12 protein-coding genes are annotated in these 19,264 nt (G+C 63.7%); 3 read left to right on the top strand and 9 right to left on the bottom strand.

Annotated features, from left to right (window positions below; translation table 11 throughout):
• Positions 1-6 precede the first annotated feature (6 nt).
• Complete coding sequence (locus QVF59_RS00800) at positions 7-1,431, top strand: efflux transporter outer membrane subunit (RefSeq protein WP_287876779.1); 1,425 nt, start codon at positions 7-9, stop codon at positions 1,429-1,431.
• Positions 1,432-1,447: 16 nt separating this feature from the next.
• Here QVF59_RS00800 and QVF59_RS00795 read toward each other — a convergent pair whose 3' ends face one another.
• The 4 genes from QVF59_RS00795 to QVF59_RS00780 all read right to left on the bottom strand — a co-directional run bounded on the left by QVF59_RS00795 (position 1,448) and on the right by QVF59_RS00780 (position 5,427).
• Positions 1,448-2,245 (bottom strand): ABC transporter ATP-binding protein, encoded by a 798-nt coding sequence (locus QVF59_RS00795; protein WP_287876777.1) that lies wholly within the window; start codon positions 2,243-2,245, stop codon positions 1,448-1,450.
• Positions 2,245-3,303: a FecCD family ABC transporter permease gene (locus QVF59_RS00790; protein WP_159875758.1), complete on the bottom strand. Its 1,059-nt coding sequence runs from the start codon at positions 3,301-3,303 to the stop codon at positions 2,245-2,247. The genes QVF59_RS00795 and QVF59_RS00790 overlap by 1 nt, the downstream gene beginning before the upstream one ends.
• A complete protein-coding gene (locus QVF59_RS00785; protein ID WP_287876776.1) occupies positions 3,300-4,418 on the bottom strand; it encodes an ABC transporter substrate-binding protein in 1,119 nt (372 codons plus the stop codon). The genes QVF59_RS00790 and QVF59_RS00785 overlap by 4 nt, the downstream gene beginning before the upstream one ends.
• Positions 4,419-4,548: 130 nt before the next feature.
• On the bottom strand, positions 4,549-5,427 hold the full coding sequence (locus QVF59_RS00780; protein ID WP_287876775.1) for a helix-turn-helix transcriptional regulator: 879 nt from the start codon (positions 5,425-5,427) through the stop codon (positions 4,549-4,551).
• Positions 5,428-5,504: 77 nt separating this feature from the next.
• Between QVF59_RS00780 and QVF59_RS00775 the strand changes: the two genes are divergently transcribed.
• Together QVF59_RS00775 and QVF59_RS00770 are read left to right on the top strand one after the other, a co-directional pair.
• Positions 5,505-6,410, top strand: coding sequence for an alpha/beta hydrolase (locus tag QVF59_RS00775; protein ID WP_287876773.1), 906 nt, complete (start codon positions 5,505-5,507; stop codon positions 6,408-6,410).
• A gap of 37 nt (positions 6,411-6,447) precedes the next feature.
• Positions 6,448-8,481 (top strand): TonB-dependent receptor, encoded by a 2,034-nt coding sequence (locus QVF59_RS00770; RefSeq protein WP_287876771.1) that lies wholly within the window; start codon positions 6,448-6,450, stop codon positions 8,479-8,481.
• 270 nt (positions 8,482-8,751) lie between these two features.
• On the opposite strand, the gene QVF59_RS00765 is transcribed toward QVF59_RS00770, so the two are convergent.
• The 5 genes from QVF59_RS00765 to QVF59_RS00745 form a co-directional block, all read right to left on the bottom strand.
• Positions 8,752-10,179: an efflux transporter outer membrane subunit gene (locus tag QVF59_RS00765; RefSeq protein ID WP_287876770.1), complete on the bottom strand. Its 1,428-nt coding sequence runs from the start codon at positions 10,177-10,179 to the stop codon at positions 8,752-8,754.
• The gene (locus tag QVF59_RS00760; protein ID WP_287876769.1) at positions 10,176-13,286 is read right to left on the bottom strand and encodes a multidrug efflux RND transporter permease subunit; all 3,111 of its coding nucleotides are present in this window, start codon (positions 13,284-13,286) and stop codon (positions 10,176-10,178) included. Before QVF59_RS00760 ends, QVF59_RS00765 begins: the two co-directional genes overlap by 4 nt.
• Positions 13,283-16,423, bottom strand: coding sequence for a multidrug efflux RND transporter permease subunit (locus QVF59_RS00755; RefSeq protein ID WP_287876768.1), 3,141 nt, complete (start codon positions 16,421-16,423; stop codon positions 13,283-13,285). Before QVF59_RS00755 ends, QVF59_RS00760 begins: the two co-directional genes overlap by 4 nt.
• Positions 16,420-17,595 carry an MdtA/MuxA family multidrug efflux RND transporter periplasmic adaptor subunit gene (locus QVF59_RS00750; protein WP_287876767.1) on the bottom strand — a complete coding sequence of 392 codons (1,176 nt, stop codon included), beginning with the start codon at positions 17,593-17,595 and terminating at the stop codon, positions 16,420-16,422. The genes QVF59_RS00755 and QVF59_RS00750 overlap by 4 nt, the downstream gene beginning before the upstream one ends.
• A gap of 202 nt (positions 17,596-17,797) precedes the next feature.
• The coding region (locus QVF59_RS00745) for a CoA-acylating methylmalonate-semialdehyde dehydrogenase (protein WP_287876766.1) at positions 17,798-19,264 on the bottom strand (1,467 nt) is incomplete at its 5' end.

Raw genomic sequence — 19,264 nt, 5'->3', positions numbered from 1 at the left:
CTGCTTATGCCGTTTCGTTCACAATTCTCCCGCCGCCTGTTGCTGAGCGGCCTGCTGGCCGCGCTGCCGCTGACTGCCTGCACCACGGTAGGCCCTGATTACCACGGTGCGCCGCTGCTGCCCACCGGACAGCAACTGGTGCGCGCCACCACGCCGGCAACATTCCCGCTGGTACAGCCGGCGCAATGGTGGCTAAGCCTGCACGATGCAGAGCTGGACCGGCTATTGGCCCGTGCCATGCAAGACAGTCCTGATCTGGCAGCGGCACAGGCGCGCCTGCGCCAGTCGCGTGCCGGCCTGGCACAGCAGCAGGCCAATACCCGGCCCAAGAGTGCGGCCAGCGCCGTTGGCCTGGCGTTGGACATGGGGCCGGGTACCGACTCGGCGCAGAGCCTGCGCTTTTACAATCTGGGCCTGGATGCCAGCTGGGAGGTCGATCTGTTTGGCGGCAACCGGCGGGCGGTGGAGGCGGCCACGGCGCAGGCCGGGCAGGCGCAGGCCAGGCTGGCTGACGCGCAGGTTTCCCTGTTGGCGGATGTGGTGCAGGCCTATGCCCAGCTGCGGTTGCGGCAACATGAAGTACAGGTGCGTACCCAGCTGCTGCAACTGGATGAAAACCTGCTGCAGCTGGTGCAGCAACGACGTAGCGCCGGGGTGATTGGCGATATGGAACTGGCAAGCCAGCGCAGCCATCTGCTGGACAGCCAGCGTGCGCTGCAGGATGCTCGGCAGACGCTGACCGAGGCGCTGGACCAACTGGCCCTGCTGTGCGGTCAGCCATCCGGTGCGCTGGATGCCGAGCTGGCAACGGTGGGGGAGATTCCGGCGGTGCCGGCGGAGGTGGCGGTGGGCGATGTGGCCAGCCTGCTGCGCCAGCGGCCCGATATCCGCAGCGCCGAGCGCCAGCTGGTGGCCAGCACGGCACGTATTGGCCAGCGCAAGGCCGGCTACTTTCCCAAGCTGACGCTGCTGGGCGATATCGGCCTGGGGGCCACCTCGGCCAGCAAGCTGTTGTCGCGTAGCAGCAGCATGCTGCTGGCGGCACCTTATATCAGCTGGGACTGGCTGGACTTTGGTCGCACCGGCGCAGCGGTGGAGCAGGCCGAGGCCGAGCGCGACGAGGCCGATGCCAATTACCGGTCTGCCGTGCTGCATGCGCTGCAGGACGCCAACCAGTCGCTGTCACGCTACGCCCATGAGCGCGACACCCTGCTCAAGCAGCAGGCGCTGCTGGCCTCGGCCAGTCAGCAAGCGCAGTTGATGGCACAGCGGCGCCAGGCCGGGGTGGCCGACCAGAGCCAACTGATCGATGCCCGGCGCAATGTGTTGACAGCCACCCTGGCGGAGCAGGACAGCCGGGCGGCATTACTGCAGGCCTTTGCCACCTTGCACAAGAGCCTGGGGCTGGGCTGGCAGGCTGACGCCGGCTGAAGGGCTGGTTCCGCGTTTAGTGGGCGCTGGCTGGCAGGGCAGCGTCAATCAGCACATTCAGCCTGCCGTGCGAGCAGTGCTCCACCCGGGCGCTGACCCCGAACACCCTGGCCAGCTGTGCCGGAGTAATCACCTCGGCTGGCAGGCCGCAGCCTTGCAGCCGGCCCTGGTTCAGCAGCAAGGTGCGGTCCCCGTGCTTGAGGGCGATATTGAGGTCATGCAGCACGATTAACGTCAGCATATTGCGCTGGCGGGTTTCGGTCTGGATCAGCCGCATCACTTCAAACTGCCGTCGCAGATCCAGTGCCGACAGCGGTTCGTCCAGCAGCAGGATGTCCGGTTCGCGGATCAGCGCCTGTGCCAGCGCCACAATCTGCTTTTGCCCGCCGGACAACTCACCCAACTGGCGATGGGCCAGCTGGCTGATGCCCAGGCGGTGCAGCAGCTGTTCCACCGCCGGCCTGCTGTCGTCGCCCAGCCCGCTGCGCAGCGCATTGGCCGCCACCATCACGCTTTCATCTACCCGCAGTCTTACATCGCCGGGCAGGTTCTGCGGCAAGTAAACCAGCTTGCCCTCTGCCGGCCCCCGGCCACGGCCCAGCTCGCGGCCATCCAGCAGCATGCGGCCCTGCCTGGGCAGCAGGCCGGCCATGGCCTTGAGCAGGGTGGACTTGCCGCAGCCATTGGGGCCCAGCAGCACGGTGACCTCTCCGCGCGGCAGCAGGCCGGTGGATATATTGTCCAGCACACGCTGGCGGCCGTAATGCACGCTCAGCGCTTCCACAGTCAGTCCTTGCACAGTCAGTCCTTGCATCAGTTGCTTCTCCCGTTGCGACAGACAATCACCATGAAAAAGGGAATGCCGACCAGCGCGGTGACAATGCCGACCGGAATGATGATGCCTGGCAGCAGCAGGCGCGATACCAGCGAGGAGCAGGACAGGATAATGCCGCCCACCAGCATGGATGCCGGCAGGAAGAAGCGGTGATCCTCACCGAACAGCGAACGGGCGATATGCGGTGCCACCAGGCCGATGAAGCCGATGGTGCCGGCCATGGCCACTGCCGTGCCAGCCAGCAGGCTGACCCGGAACAAGGCACGCAGCCGCAGCGCCGCGACATTCACGCCGAAGCTGCTGGCACGTTCCTCGCCCATGCGCAGGGCGGTGAGCCTCCAGCTGTCGGTCAGCGCCCAGGGCAGGCTCAGCAGCAGGGTTAGCGTCAGCAGGCCCACTGCCTGCCAGCTGGCATGACTCAGGCTGCCCATGGTCCAGAACACGATGTTCTGCAGCGACTCGGTGGTGGCGGCAAACTGCACCAGCGATAGCAGCGCATGGCAGGAAAAGTCGCAGGCAATGCCGAACATGATGATGCCGGTGCTGCTAAGCCGAGCCAGCCTGCCCGTGAGATCCAGCAGCAGTGCCACGCTCATGGCAAAGGCAAAGGCCGCTGTCGGTACCAGCCAGCTGCCGCCGTAAGCCGGCAGGTGATCCTGCAGCAACATGCCCAGCGCCGCGCCCAGTGCTGCGGCGGCCGACAGACCCAGGGTGAAGGGGCTGGCCAGCGGATTGCCCAGCACGGTTTGCAGCTCTGCCCCGGCCAGGCCCAGCGCCATGCCTACGGTTACCGCCAGTAAGGCCATGGGCAGGCGGATATCCCATACCACCAGTACATGCATGGCATCCCCCTGCCGCTGCAGCGCGGCAGCCAGCTGTGCCAGGCTTAGCCCGGCAGGACCGATGGTGAAATCCAGCAGCAGGCTGCCCGCTATCAGCAGCAGGGCGCACAGCAGGCCGGCGGCTTTGCGCCACTGCACGCTGGCATAACTGCGGGGCGGTGTTGCGGCCAGGCTTGGCGTTGGCGTCTGGCTCATTGCCGTGCCAGCCAGTAGGTGCCACCCGGCTGCATGGCGCCAAAGCACTGATGCATCTCGGTCCAGCTGCGTTGCGGGTCGATATCGCGGAACTGCTGCGGATGCAGCCATTTGGCCAGTGCTTCGATCAGGATGATGTGTTGCGGCATGTCATAGAACATGTGCCAGGCGGCAAATACATGTGCTCCTCGGGCTGCGGGCAGGCCCTTTAGCTGTGCGCGATTGCCCACGCGCTGCAGCGAGGCCCGGGCCGTAGCCGCATCGGTGGCGGCTCCCAGCTGCAAGCCCTTGCTGCTGCCCGGCGCGGCAGCGCCACTGGCCAGATAGTAGGCTGGCTGGCTGACCAATACCTGCTCGATATTGATGGGCCCCAGCGGTGTTGCCAGCAGGCTGCTGCCCAGATTACGGCCACCGGCCACCTCCAGCATTTCGCCAAAGCTGCCCTTGCCTGCGGTCATCAGATTATCAAAGGTGTCGGCACGGACATCGGCGAATACCAGTGGTTTTGCCTGTGCCGGCAGGCGTGCCACCCGCTGGCGGATCAGCGCGAGCTTGTCTTCATAGAAGCGGACAAAGGCTTCGGCCTGGCTGCGGCGGTCCAGTGCCGCGCCGAGTATGCGCATGCTGGGCACGGTGTGTTCCAGCGGTTTTTCGCGGAAATCCACAAACACCACCGGTACCCCGGCGCGGGTGAGCAGGTCCACCAGCGGGCTGCCCAGATTGGGACCGTGGCCGGAGATACTGAAGATGGCCAGATCCGGTTTCAGGGTCAGCACCTTTTCCGGGCTGATGGTGGCCTCGCTGGTCTGGCCGATCAGCGGGATGCTGTCGATCTGGGGAAAGCGCTGGCGGTAGGCGGCGTAGCCTTGCTTGTCCAGCAGGCGGAAGTCGCCTTGCCAGCCGGCAATACGGGCAAAGGGCTGTTTGCCTTCCAGCAGTGACATGGCATAGAACAGCCGGCCCTCGCCCAGCAGCACGCGTTGCACCGTGGGCGGGATATCGACCTTGCGGCCGGCAATGTCGACCACGCTGCTGGCCGTGGCCATGAATGAAGTCAGCAGCAGGGCGCAGGCAAGGTGCAATGCACGGCCTGGCAAGAAGCGGAAGGGGGTCATGATGGGTCCTGAAGAGCCTGAGTGCGCGGAAAAAAAATGATGCAGATTGCTGCTGCAGTATGCCGGGTAGCGGGCTTGCATTTGTTTGCCGGCACGGCAAGCACGTTTGCTGCAGCGGCAATGTGCTGTGTCAACGCATGGCTTCGCGCGGGGTGATGCCAAAACGGCGGCGAAAGGCGGTGGAAAAATTGGCTGGGGAGCTGAAGCCTGCATCCAGCGCAATTTGGGTGATGCTGTACTGGCCCTCTGTCAGTGCCTGTCTGGCCTGTTCCAGTCGCGCCACACGCAGGTAGTCCATCACGCTGCAGCCGAATTCGCGGCGGAAATGACGCTGTAGGGTGCTGCTGCTCATGTGCACGCTGGCGGCCAGCTGGCCGATATCCCAGTCATTGGCGGCACCGGCATCAATCATGGCCTTGAGCCGCAGCAGGCTATCGCGATGCGGGCCGCTGCGGGGCTGGGCTTCCGGCAGCAGGCAGGCCAGGGTTTCCGCCAGCAGCTGCAGGCCCAGCATTTCCCTTTCCAGCTTGTCCAGCAGCGGGCGCGAGGTGCGGTGACGCAGTAGCTGCCAGCCCAGCTGGGCCAGCCGGCCACTGCATTGCCAGTCGCTGGCGTGCACGGCGGCCTTGCCCGGCCGCTGGCCAAGTTCCGGCGGCAGCAGCAGATCGTGTTGCGCCAGCCATTGCGGGCTGATGGTCAGGCACAGCTTGCTTTCCCGCTCGATGCAGCTGGCGCGGCGTTCAAAGCGGACTTCATCGTGCAGGTTGGCAATCAGGATGGCGCTCTGCCCCGGTTGGCGGGCGCTGAGCAGGAAGTGCTCGCGGTCCAGGCAGCAGTCGATTTCCCCTTCCAGCACCATGATCAGGCGCAGGCCGGGGGCATTGGTGGTCTGGTGGCCATGGCTATGGGATTGACGGCTGTTGGCGCTGATCAGAAAGCCCGGGCTGGCCTCCTGCGACCACATGGTGGGGGAAGGACAATTGTGCATGGGCGGAAAAGCATTCTGCATCTTGATCAAAGGTAATGCGCACGACAAAACCGGATAATGGCTGCCGTACTAATGATAATGAGAAGGATTATCATTTAATGAATGCCAAGTTTCAAGCCGTTTTCCATTTTCTTACCTGCCTTGCCTTGTGGCTGGGACTGGGGACAGCGTCAGCCCTGGCGGCAGGGCAGGATGGCGTGGTGCTATTGCGCGGGGCCAGCCAGTTCGGGATGACATCCAGTTACACCGGGCAAAACTACATCATCTACCTGTCGGTACCGGACGCCCCGGCTCCAACAGGTGGCTACCCGGTGCTGTATGCGCTGGATGGTGACAGCAGCTTCCCGGCCCTGCATCTGGCCAATCCGCGTTCGGCAGAGGCGTTGGCCATGCAGGCCGCGCATGGTCGCAATGCACCAGACCCCGGCATCGTGGTGGCCATCGGCTACGGGCGTGACATGCTGCAAACACGGGATTTGCGCAGCCGCGATTACCTGCCGCCGCTGCAATCCACTTCCAGCCCCAGCGGGGCCGATGCCTTTGCCCTGTTCATCGAACGCGAACTCAAACCGCAGATTGCCGCCCGTTTTCCTATCAATCCGGCTCGCCAGTCGCTGCTGGGACATTCCTATGGCGGCCTGTTCACCCTGTACCGGCTGTTGCAACAGCCTGCCGCCTTCCAGCGCTACTTTGCCATCAGCCCCTCGCTGTGGGCTGCCGAGGGCCGGGTAGCCGACATGGGCTTCAGTCAGCCACCTGCGGCACGGCTGGCTTTGTGGATAGGCGGTAACGAGCAGCCAGCTGCCGCAGTCAGTGCCGATCCTGCACGCAAGACGCGGGTAGAGGCCCGCAACATGCTGGGAAAGGCACAAGCCTTTGCCGCCCGCATGCAGGCCGTGCCCGGCCTTGACACCGATTTCCGCGTGGTACCCGACCACGACCACGGCGAAATGGCCATCTACGCCTACGCCCGCGTACTACGCCTGGCTTTTGCCCCGGATTGATTCCCCATCGACTACCGACCTTAACGAGAACCGCAAGATGACACAGCGTGATGAACTTCGACTGAATCCCCTGGCACGACAGGTGCTGCTGGCACTGACCGGCAGCCTGCTGTCACTGGCAGCCGGCGCGGCCCATGGCGAGGCAGCAGCTGCCACGGACAGCCAGCTGGACACCGTGGTGGTGAGTGGCGAGAAAATGCCGCGCAGCCTGAGCAAGGCCACCACGGCGGTGACCGTGGTGGGGGCGGACCAGTTGGAGAAGGGGGATATTTCCTCGGTCAACGAACTGGCACAAAAAGTACCCAATGCCGTGGTGAACCCGGCTGGCGGCATCAATATCCGCGGCGTGGAAAGCACCGGCCCGGCCACCGGCCTGTATACCTTCTTTGGCGGTGCCCGCCCGCGGGTAGCCACCATGCTGGATGGCGTGGCCGAGGCCTGGACCGGCCAGCAGTATATGGATGCCGACATGTGGGATGTGAAACAGGTGGAAGTGCTACGCGGCCCGCAATCCACCACCCAGGGGCGCAATGCCATTGGCGGTGCGGTGCTGGTACAGACCCGCGATCCCAGCTTTGTTCCGGAAGGCGCGTTGCGCCTGGGCTGGGAAACCGCCGATGGCCGTGCCAACGCCGCCGGCATGGTATCCGGCCCGCTGGTAAAGGATGAGCTGGCCTACCGTCTGACCGCGCAGGGGGTGAGGGGGAACGACTACATCCAGTACGCCGGTAAGACCGGCAATGACAACCCGTCCCATGTGCAAAACTACGATGTACGCGGCAAGCTATTGTGGACGCCGGCATCCATGCCGGATTTCCAGGCCAAGCTGACGCTGTCGCATCGCCAGTACCAGGGCGATTACCTGAACCAGGTGAGCAATCCGGTATCGGCTTACACCTATATTGCTTCCACCAGCAATAACTACCGCACGCAGGATTCCAACAACACCACCGCCACGCTGGAATCGCAGTATGCCTTTGCTGCCGGCGTCACCGGCTACCTGCAGTACAGCTTCAGCGACAACCATATCGGCTTCGTGCAACGCCCCACCGCGATGACGCTGGGCATGGATGACCAGAACCACACCGTGGAAGGCCGCGTGGTGTTCAAGCGCCCGGATAGTGCGGTCAATGGCGTGCTGGGCATGTACCTGTACCAGCGCGACCAGGACCTGAGCGCCTATGGTGCCGCCACGCTGTCCGGTAGCGATAGCGTGAAGACCGGTGCCGTGTATGGTGATGGCGAGTGGGTACTCAGCCCGGCCTGGTCCTTGCTGGGCGGGGTGCGGGTGGAGAAGGAAGAACAGCAGCGCAATATCGTCTACAACAACCACCGCCTGCAGGCCGACATCGACAAGACCAGCCTGCTGCCCAAGGCCGGGGTCAGCTATCGCTGGTCGGACGATACCAATCTCAACTTCGTGGTGCGCAAGGGCTATAACCCGGGCGGCGTGTCGTTTGACACCAGCCACAACTACGCGGTGTACCAGTACGACAGCGAAAGCGTGAATTCTTACGAAGCCATGCTCAAGACGCGCTGGCAGCAGCTGAAATTCAGCGCCAACCTGTTCTACAACGATTACGACAACTACCAGATGAGCTACTCGTCCATCCTCTACAACATGCCCAAGGCGCATACCGATGGCCTGGAGCTGGGGGCGGAGCTGCCACTGGCCGGTGGCTGGGAGCTGGGTGCCAGTATCGGCTTGCTGCAAAGCCGCATCGACCAGGCCCCCAGCGGGCTAAGCGCGGCCACCGGCAACCAGCTGACCTACGCACCGGAAACCACGGTTTCGGCCAGCGTGAAACGCCACTGGGGCCAATGGGAAAGCTGGCTGAATGCGCAGTATGTCGGCAAGTACTACACCGATGCGGCCAACTCCAAGACGGCCATGGGCGGTGACTACACCCTGGTCAACATGGGGCTGAGCTATGCGCTGACGCATGACATCACCCTGCGTGGCTATGTGAAAAATGCCTTCAACCAGACACTGGTGCTGGGCATGCGTACCACCGGCTTCTATGTGGGCGCGCCGCGTACCTATGGGGTGAATGCCGAATACCGCTTCTGATCACGAGCGGATACAACAAGGGAGTCCCGATGGGACTCCCTTCAGGCTGCTGACAAAGTCATTTGATGCGCTTGTACTGGACCCGGCAAAGCCGGGCCTTCCGACCACGCACTTGATTCCGCAGCCTTCCCATCTATTCCCAATCCCCCCGCCCTTTCCCAGAAAGGGAGCCTCGCTTTCTATTCAGAAAGCGAGAAGAGGTTTGTCAATAATCTGAAGGGAGTCCCGCTGGGACTCCCTTTTTCATGCCTGCAATCAGTCTGCTGGTACTCAGTCCGCCTGTTGCCGGTTCAGGCTGGCGGCATCCCAGCCGCCACCCAGTGCCACCAGCAGCTCCACACTGCTTACCAGTTGCTGCTTGATCAGGCTGAGCAGGCTTTGCTGCTGGCTCAGGCTGGTGGCCTGGGCCGTGGCCACGTTCAGGTAGTTGATCATGCCGGCCTGATACTGGTTGCGGTATTGCCGCTCGGCATCCTGTGCACTGCCTGCTGCCAGCCGTTGGGTGGCAATTTCCTGTTCCAGCGTGTGCAGTTCTACCAGATAGTCTTCCACCTCCTGCAGCGCACTCAGTACGGTCTGGCGATAGGTGGCCAGCTGGCCGGCATAGCTGGCCTCGGCCTGGCGCACACTGGCGGCGGTGGCACCGAAATCCAGCACCGTCCCGCTCAATTCCAGCCCGGTCGACCATACCGCATTGGGTGCGCTCAACAGCTTGCGCCAGGCCGAGCTGCTATAGCCGCCGCTGGCGCTGAGGGTGAGGTCGGGGAAGTAGGCGGCCTTGGCCACGCCGATGGCGGCATTGGCGGCGGCCATATTACGTTCGGCATAGGCAATGTCGGGACGGCGTTCCAGCAACTGCGAGGGCAGGCCCACCGGAATGGCCGGAATGGTGTAGGCCAGCGGTTTGGCGCTGATGCTGAATTCGGCCGGCGGCTTGCCGATCAGCACGGCAATGGCGTGTTCCAGCTGGGCGCGTTGCCATTGCACATCCAGTACCGCGGCGCGGGCGCTTTCCAGCTGGGTCTGCGCCGTGGACAGGGTGGCGCGCGAGGTGCTGCCCACCGCGTACTGCTGCTGGATGATCTGCTGATAGCGCTGGTAGGCGCTGACGGTTTGCTGGTACAGGCGGATTTGTTCGTCCAGTACCCGCAACTGGAAGTAATCCTGCGCCAGCGTGGATTGCGCGCTGAGGGTGGCGGCGGCCAGCTCGGCCTGGCTGGCCTGGGCGCTGGCGCTATCCTGCTCGGCAGTGCGGCGCAGCTTGCCCCACAAGTCCGGTTCCCAGCTGGCGCTCAGGCCGGCGCTGTTGCTGCGGCTGGTACTGGTGCTGTTGCCGCCGGAACGGCTGCTGGCGGCACTGGCACTGACGGTGGGAAAGAAGCCGGCATTGGCGGCGCTGACCAGCGCCCTGGCTTTCTGATAGGCGGCCTGATAGCTGGCCACGTTCTGGTTGGACACGCTCACCTGTGCCAGCAGGGCGGACAGTTCGGCATCGCCATAGCCATCCCACCAGTTGGCACTGAGGCTGGTGTGTGCGGGGCTGGCTTGCTTCCAGCCATCCATCTGCTTGAAGCGGGTGGAGACATCCACCTTGGGGCGCTGGTAGTCCGGGCCGACGGCGCAGCCAGCCAGACCGAGGCCCAGCAGGGCCAGGCCGAGCAGGCGGGTAAGGGGACGATGCTTGATGGTGTGGCTCATGCGTGTTCTTTCGGTGCGGACAGCAGGCGGCGCCAGTGCGCGCGCGTGTACTGGCTCAGGCGGTCCAGATAGACATAGACCACCGGCGTGGTAAACAGGGTAAGCAGCTGGCTCAGCGCCAGGCCGCCGGCAATGGCCACCCCCAGCGGGCTGCGCAGGTCGGCGTCGCCGCCATGGCCCAGCGCCAGCGGCAGCGCGCCGAAAAAGGCGGCCAGCGTGGTCATCATGATGGGGCGAAAACGCAGCTGGCAGGCTTCCACGATGGCTTGTGCCGCGCTCAACTGGCGGCTGCGCTGCGCATGCAGGGCGAAGTCGATCATCATGATGGCGTTTTTCTTGACGATGCCGATCAGCAGCAGGATGCCGATCAGCGCAATCACGGTGAGCTGCATGCCGCTAAGCTGCAGCAACAGCAGCGCCCCCACCCCGGCCGAGGGCAGGGTGGACAGGATGGTGAGCGGGTGGATATAGCTTTCATACAGCACGCCCAGCACGATATACACCGCCGCCAGCGCGGCCACGATCAGCCAGGGCATGGTGCGCGTCAGCGCCTCGAACTCCTTGGCCGTGCCCTGGAAGCCGGACTGGATCTGCCGTGGCAGGCCGATGGACACCATGGCCTGACGGATGGCCTGGTCGGCCTGATCCAGCGATACGCCGGCAGCCAGATCAAACGCCACGGTAGCCGTGGCCGCCTGTCCCTGATGGGCTACTGCCAATGCGGCGCTGTTGCCACTGAAGCTGGCAAAGCTGGACAGCGGAATTTGCGTACCGGCCGAGGTCACCACCTGGATGTCCTGCAGGGTTTGCGGATCGGCGGTGTAGTCCGGTGCCAGCATCATCACCACGTGGTACTGGTTGAGCGACTGGTAGATGGTGGCCACCTGGCGCTGGCTGAAGGCATTGTTCAGCAGGGTGTCGATGGTGTTCATGTTCACCCCTAGCGCGCTGGCCTTGTCACGGTCGATGGTGATCATCACCTCCTGCCCGCCAGCCTGGGCATCCGAGCTGACATTGGTGAGTTGCGGCAGTTTTTTCAGTGCCGCCTCCACGCGCGGAGTCCAGCTGCGCAGCACGGCCAGATCATCGGTGCGAATGCTGTACTGATAAGTGGCATTGGCGCTGCGCCCGCCTATGCGCAAGTCCTGCGCCGGCATCAGGAACAGCTGGGCACCGGGCAGATTGTGGGTGCGCATGCTCAGGCGGCGGGCAATCTGGAAGGCGTTGTCCTGGCGCTGGCTCTGGTCCTTCAGCTGCACGAACAGATTGGCGCTGTTGCGCGAACCAAAGCCGCCGCTGCCGGTGGAAATCATCACGCTTTGCACCGCCGGATCACGTAGCAGGATGGCGGAATACTGCAGCAGCTTGGGCTTGATGGCAGCAAAGGAGACGTTCTGGTCTGCCTGCAGCTGGCCCATCAGCATGCCGGTATCCTGATCGGGGAAAAAGCCCTTGGGCACGGCGGTATACAGCCACACATTCAGCGCCACCGTCAGCAACAAACTAAGCAGCGTCAGCAGGCGGTGGCGCATCACCCCGGCCAGCGCGCGGGCATAGCCGGTCTGCAGGCTTTGCAGCACGCGCTCCACCCAGCCCGACAGACGGTTGGGCGCGCGCTCGCCCGGCTGGTGCTTGCGCAGCAGATAGGCACACAGCATGGGCGTGAGGCTGAGTGACATCAGCAGCGAAATCATCAGCGACACCGCCAGGGTGACGGCAAACTCGCGGAACAGGCGGCCGACAATGCTGCCCATCAGCAGAATGGGAATGAACACGGCAATCAGCGACAGCGTCATCGACAGCACGGTAAAGCTGACCTCACTGGCCCCTTGCAGCGCGGCACGCAAGGGCCGCATGCCGGCCTCGATATGCCGGGTGATGTTTTCCAGCACCACGATGGCATCGTCCACCACAAAGCCGGTGGCAATGATCAGCGACATCAGCGTCAGGTTGTTGAGGCTGTAGCCGCACAGATACATCACGGCAAAGGTGCCGATCAGCGATACCGGCAGGGTGAGGGCGGGAATCAGCACCGCATGCAGATTGCGCAGGAATACGAACACCACCACGATCACCAGCAGCACGGCAATCAGCAGGGTTTCCTCGGTGGCATGCAGCGAGGAACGGATGGTGCCGGAACGGTCGGTAGCGATGTGCAGTTCCACATCGCCGGGCAGGGACTTGCTCAGGGCCGGCAACTGCGCCTTGATGGCGTCGATGGTCTCCAGCATGTTGGCATCGGACTGGCGGGTGATGCCTATCATCACCGAGGGCTGCTGGTTGAAATAGCCGGCGGTGTACTGGTCTTCCACCGCATCGTAGACGCGGGCCACGTCGCTCAGCCGCACAATGCTGCCATTGGCGCGGGTGATCACCAGCGTGCGGTAGTCGGCCGATTTGTCCAGCTGGCTGTTGCTGTGGATCTGCCAGCGCGTGCTGTCACCATCCAGCTGGCCCTTGGCGATATTGGAGGTGGCATTGGCAATGGCGCTGCGCACGGTGTCCAGCGCAATGCCCTGATGGCTCAGCTGCTGTGGCTGCAGATCCACCCGCACGGCCGGCAGCGAACCGCCGCGTACCGATACCTCGCCCACGCCGTTGACCTGGGCGATTTTCTGCTGCAGATAGCTGGATGCCAGATCGTACAGCTCGCCACGGCTGCGACTTTTGGAGGTGAGTGCCAGCATCAGGATGGGCGCGTCGGACGGATTGGCCTTACGGTAGGTGGGCAGCGAAGGCATGCTGCTGGGCAGCAGGCTGCGCGCCCCGTTGATGGCGGCCTGCACATCCCGGGCCGCGCCGTTGATGTCGCGGTCCAGCGCAAATTGCAGGATGACGGTGGTGGAGCTTTGCGAGCTGGTGGAGGTCATCTCGGTGATGCCGGCAATCTGTCCCAGACTGCGCTCCAGCGGCGTGGCCACGGTGGCGGCCATGGTTTCCGGGCTGGCCCCGGGCAGCGAGGCCGACACCATCACGGTGGGAAACGCCACCTGCGGCAACGGTGCCACCGGCAGCAGGGTAAAGCCCAGAATCCCCAGCAGCAGGATGGACAGTGTCAGCAGCAGGGTGGCCACCGGACGGGCAATGAAAAAGCGTGGCAGATTCATCGCGCAGCCTCTTGCTGACGACGTTGTGCCATGGCGGCACGCCAGCGCACGGCCAGCCGGTCAAACAGCAGGTAGATCACCGGCGTGGTAAACAGGGTAAGAATCTGGCTGAAGATCAGCCCGCCCACGATTACCAGTCCCAGTGGCTGACGCAGCTCGGCCCCGGAACCGGAGGCCAGCATCAGCGGCAGCGCGCCGATCAGCGCCGCCATGGTGGTCATCAGTATGGGACGGAAGCGCAGCAGGCAAGCCTGATGAATGGCCTCGCGCGGCGACAGTCTTTGCTCATGCTCGGCCTGCAGCGCGAAGTCGATCATCATGATGGCGTTTTTCTTGACGATGCCGATCAGCAGGATCACCCCGATCAGCGCAATCATGCTGAATTCGCTGCCGCTCAGCAGCAACGCCAGCATGGCCCCCACCGCAGCGGAGGGCAGGGTGGACAGGATGGTGACCGGATGAATGAAGCTTTCATACAGCATGCCCAGCACGATATACATCGTCAGCAGCGCGGCCAGAATCAGCCACAGCGTGTTGGCCGAAGCGCTCTGGAAGGCTGCTGCGGCACCCTGATAACTCAGCGTGGTGGTGTCCGGCAGCTTGAGGGTGTCGGTAATCTGCTGCAGCGCGGCGTGGGCATCGCCCAGTGAGTGTCCGGCGGCCAGGTTGAAGGAGAAGGTGACCGCCGGGAACTGGTCGATCCGGCCATACATCAGCGGGCCGCTGCGCTGGCTGACCGTGGCAATGCTGCCCAGACGCACCAGACTGCTGGAACTGCTACTGCTGGATGTGCTGCTGCTTGATGTGGTGGACGGTGCCAGATAGATGTCCTCCAGCGCCTGCGGGCTGCGCTGGTAGTCGGCTGCCACTTCCAGCACCACGCGATACTGGTTGGCCTGGGTGAAGATGGTGGAGACCAGACGCTGGCCATAGGCGTTGTACAGGGCCGCGTCCACATCGGCAGCAGTTATGCCGTAGCGACCGGCGGCATCGCGGTCCAGATGAATGTCGGCCACCATGCCCTGGTTTTGCAGATTGCTGGTGGCAGCGCTGAATACCGGGTTCTGGCGCATGGCCTGCAGCAGGCGCGGGGTCAGGCTGGCCAGCCGGCTGCTGTCCGGGTCGCTGAGGGTGAACTGGTACTGCGCCGGGGTCACCTGGTCATCAATGCTCAGGTCCTGCGCGGCCTGCAGGTAGAGCGTGATGCCGGCTACCTTCTGCACCGCGCTGTTCAGGCGCTGGATGATGGCCGGGGCGCGTTCGCTGCGCTGGGCAAAGGGCTTGAGGCTGATTTGCAGGCGGCCGGTGTTGAGGCTGCTGTTATTGCCGTCCACGCCAATGGTGGAGGCAATGCTGTCCACCGCCGGGTCCTGCGCCAGAATGGCCGTCAGCGCCTGCTGGCGGCGGCCCATCTCGCTGAAGGACACATCCTGTGACGCCACGGTAATGCCCTGGATCAGCCCGGTATCCTGCGCCGGGAAAAAGCCCTTGGGCATCAGCACGTACAACAGCGCGGTCACCGCCAGGGTGGCCGTGGCCACCAGCAGGGTCAGGCGCTGATGGTTCAGCACCACGGTTAGCAGGCGGTCGTACATCCGCACCATGGCATCGAAGATTTCACCACCACGGCGGGCAAAGCGGCTCTGGCGCTCCGGTGGCACATGGCGCAGTAGCTGCGCACACAGCATGGGGGTGAGGGTGAGCGACACCACCATGGACACCAGAATGGACACCGCCAGCGTGATGGCAAATTCGCGGAACAGCCGGCCCACCACATCGCCCATGAACAGCAGCGGAATCAGCACCGCAATCAGCGAGAAGGTGAGCGAGATAATGGTGAAGCCGATCTGGCGCGAACCCAGCAGCGCCGCCTCGCGCGGCGATTTGCCGCTGGCCAGCAGGCGGTCGATGTTTTCCACCACCACGATGGCGTCGTCGATGACAAAGCCGGTGGCAATGGTCAGCGCCATCAGGGTGAGGTTGTTCAGGCTGAAACCGGCCAGATACATCACGCCAAAGGTGCCCACCAGCGACAGCGGCACGGCAATGCTGGGAATCAGCGTGGCCTGCACATTGCGCAGGAACAGGAAGGTCACCATCACCACCAGCGCCACCGATAGCAACAGCTCGAACTGCACATCGTCGATGGAGGCGCGGATGGTCTGGGTGCGGTCGGACAGCACGCTGATTTTCACACTGTCCGGCAGCGCGGCCTGCAGCGTGGGCAGTGCCTGCTGGATGCTGTCCACCACATTGATGACATTGCCGCCCGGCTGGCGCTGCACATTAATGATGATGGCCGGCTTGTTGTTGGCCCAGGCCGACAGATAGCGGTTTTCCGCCGCCTGGCTGACGCTGGCGATATCACGCAGGCGCAATGCCGAGCCGTTCTGGTAGGTGAGGATTAGCGCGCCGTACTCGTCGGCAGAGCGGATCTGGTCGTTGGCGTCGATGGTAATGGAGTGGTGCTGGCCGTCAAAACCGCCCTTGGAACCATTCACATTGCTGTTGCTGATCAGGGTATTGACCTGAGCCAGTGTCAGGCCATGCGCGGCCAGTGCCGCCGGGTTCACCTGTACGTGGATGGCCGGCTGCTGGCCACCAGCCAGACTGACCAGACCGACGCCGGAAATCTGCGACAGCTTGGGTGCCAGCCGGGTGTTGACCAGATCTTGCACCTGGGTCAGCGGCAGGTCGTCCGAACTGGCCGCCAGGCTGATCACCGCGCTGTCAGCCGGGTTCACCTTCTTATAGGTGGGCGGATTGGGCAGGTCGTCCGGCAGATAGGCATTGGCGGCATTGATGGCGGCTTGCACTTCCTGTTCGGCCACATCCAGTGACAGTTGCAGCGAAAAGCGCAGGGTAATCACCGAGGCCCCGCCGGAACTGGTGGAGTACATCTGGCTGAGGCCGGCCATCTGGCCCAACTGGCGCTCCAGCGGCGCGGTGACGGACGATGTCATCACCTCGGCACTGGCACCGGGGTAAAGGGTGCTGACCTGGATGGTGGGGTAGTCCACCTGCGGCAGCGCCGAGGTGGACAGCATGCGGTAGGCAAACAGCCCGGACAGCAGCACCGCCACCATCAGCAGGATGGTGGCGACCGGCCGCTCGATAAACCAGCGCGACGGGTTCATTGGCCCACCTTGCTGCCACGGCTGTTGTCGCCTACCGGCGCTACCTTGGCACCTTCGTGCAGGTGGTCGATGCCGGCGGTTACCACGCTGGCGCTGGCGTCCACGCCCTTGCTGATTACCACCCAGTCACCGTTTGCCGGGCCGGTGCTGACGTTTTTCTTGCTGACGGTGTGGTTGCCGTTCACCACATAGACATAGCTGCCATTGCTGCCCAGCTGTACCGCTGCCGATGGCACGATGACGGCCTGCGGCAGGGTGGTGGTTTGCAGACGGATATTGACGAACTGGTTGGGGAACAGCTTGTCGTCGGTATTGGCAAACACCGCCTTGAGCTTGACGCTGCCGGTGCTGGTGTCGATGGCATTGCTGATGAACTTCACTTCGCCATGGGCCAGCAGGGTGCTGCGTTCGCGGTTATAGGCGTCCACCGGCAGCGCCTTGCCTTGGCGCAACAGCGGCAGCACATCGGCCAGATTGGCCTCCGGCAGGCTGAAGGTGGCGGTAATCGGGCGCGACTGGCTGATGGCGACGATGCCGGTGGTGTCGGTGGAATGCACCATATTGCCCGGGTCGGTCAGGCGCAGGCCGGCAAAGCCGCTGATGGGGGCGGTGATGCGGGTGAAGTCCAGGTTCAGCCGGGCGGACTCGATCTGCGCCTGGTCGGTTTTGACTTCACCACGGTATTGCTCGACGCTGGCGATCTGGCTGTCCAGATCCTGCTTGGCCAGCGAGTCGCTGGCGTACAGCTTGCGGTAGCGCTCCAGCGTCAGCTCGGCGCTGTGCAGCAAGGCCGTGTGTTCGGCCAGCGCACCCTGGTACTGCTTCAGGCTGGCCTGATAGGCGCGCGGGTCGATCTGCGCCAGCAACTGGCCCTGTTTCACCCACTGGCCCTCGGTGAAGTACACCGCCTGCAGCACGCCATCCACCCGGCTGGTAACCGTGGCGCTGACATTGGCAGTGACCGTGCCGATGGCGTTGAGGTAGACCGGCACGTCGGCACGGCGGGCGCTGGCCACCTGTACCGGTGTCACCATGTCGCGCGGTGGCATGTTCTGGGCATGTGACAGGCTTTTGAACAGCAGGAAGCCGCTGGCACCAAGCAGCAGGACGGACAAGGGCAGCAGCAGACGTTTGCGGGACAGCAGGGCGGGCAGGGAGGACGGGGTTTTCATGGGCCAGGGACAGTGATTTCCAAAGCCTGAATGCTAAATGCAATTTGTAAACCACTTGTGTGCCAAGTATTGATCCCGTGTAAATTAATGCAAGGATGCCGCTGTTGGCAGCAATTTGGCGATTTTTGCCCGCAACAAGACAAAACAGCCCCGGCCCGGCATCACCGGACGGGGGCTGTTGTAGCCGTCTGCTGTACTGCGCTTATAGGCTGGGGAAGGCGAACTGCGAAGCCTCGTGGCTGGCGCGTTGCGGCCAGCGCTGGGTGATGGTCTTGCGCTTGGTGTAGAAGCGCACGCCATCCGGGCCGTAGGCGTGCAGGTCGCCAAACAGCGAACGCTTCCAGCCGCCAAAGCTGTGATAGGCCACCGGCACCGGCAGCGGTACGTTGATGCCCACCATGCCCACTTCGATTTCATCGCAGAACAGATGCGCAGCCTCGCCATCACGGGTAAACAGGCAGGTGCCGTTGCCGTATTCGTGGTCGTTGATCAGTTGCATGGCGTCTTCCAGGCTGTTCACCCGCACGATGCACAGCACCGGGCCGAAGATTTCTTCTTCGTAGACCTTCATGCCGGGCTTGACGTGGTCGAACAGGGTGCCGCCGACGAAGAAGCCTTCCTCGCAGCCGGATACCTTCAGGCCACGACCATCCACCACCAGGGTTGCGCCTTGCTCCACGCCGCTGTCGATATAGCCCACCACCTTGTCGCGCGCCGCGCCAGTCACCAGCGGACCCATGTCCAGGCCGCAGGAGGTGCCGGCACCGATCTTCAGCTCGGCAATCTTGGGCTTGAGTTTTTCCACCAGCTTGTCGGCCACCTGGTCGCCCACGGTTACCACCACGGAAATGGCCATGCAGCGTTCGCCGCAGGAACCGTAGGCCGCGCCCATCAGCGCATTGACGGTGTTGTCCAGGTCGGCATCCGGCAGCACCACGGCGTGGTTCTTGGCACCGCCCAGCGCCTGTACGCGTTTGCCGCGCTTGTTGGCCTCGGTGTAGATGTATTCGGCAATCGGGGTGGAGCCGACAAAGCTGATGGCTTTCACTTCCGGTGCCTGGATCAGGCCATCAACGGCTTCCTTGTCACCGTTCACCACATTCAGCACGCCCTTGGGCAGGCCGGCTTCGTGCAGCAGCTGGGCAATCAGCAGGGTGGAGCTGGGGTCGCGCTCGGACGGCTTGAGGATGAAGCAGTTGCCGCAGGCAATGGCCAGCGGGTACATCCACAGCGGCACCATGGCCGGGAAGTTGAACGGGGTGATGCCGGCCACCACGCCCAGCGGCTGGAAATCGCTCCAGGCATCGATATTCGGGCCGACGTTGCGGCTGTATTCGCCCTTCAGTACTTCCGGTGCGGCGCAGGCAAACTCCACGTTTTCGATGCCGCGCTGCAGCTCGCCGGTGGCGTCTTCAATGGTCTTGCCATGCTCCTGGCTGATCAGCTGGACGATGCGCTCCTTGTTTTGCTCCAGCAGCTGCTTGAAGCGGAACATCACCTGGGCGCGCTTGGCCGGCGGGGTGTTGCGCCAGGCCGGGAAGGCCGCCTTGGCGGAGTCGATCGCTTCCTGCACGGTCGCGCGGCTGGCCAACTCGACTTTGCGCACGGCCTGGCCGGTGGACGGGTTGAAGACATCGGCGGTGCGCTCACCCTTGGTAACCAGTTCGCC

It is taken from the genome of Aquitalea sp., assembly GCF_030150775.1.
GTDB classification, from domain to species: Bacteria; Pseudomonadota; Gammaproteobacteria; order Burkholderiales; family Chromobacteriaceae; genus Aquitalea; species Aquitalea denitrificans.
The sequence above is the reverse complement of the archived record's forward strand: the minus strand, read 5'-3'. Positions and strand labels throughout refer to the sequence as shown.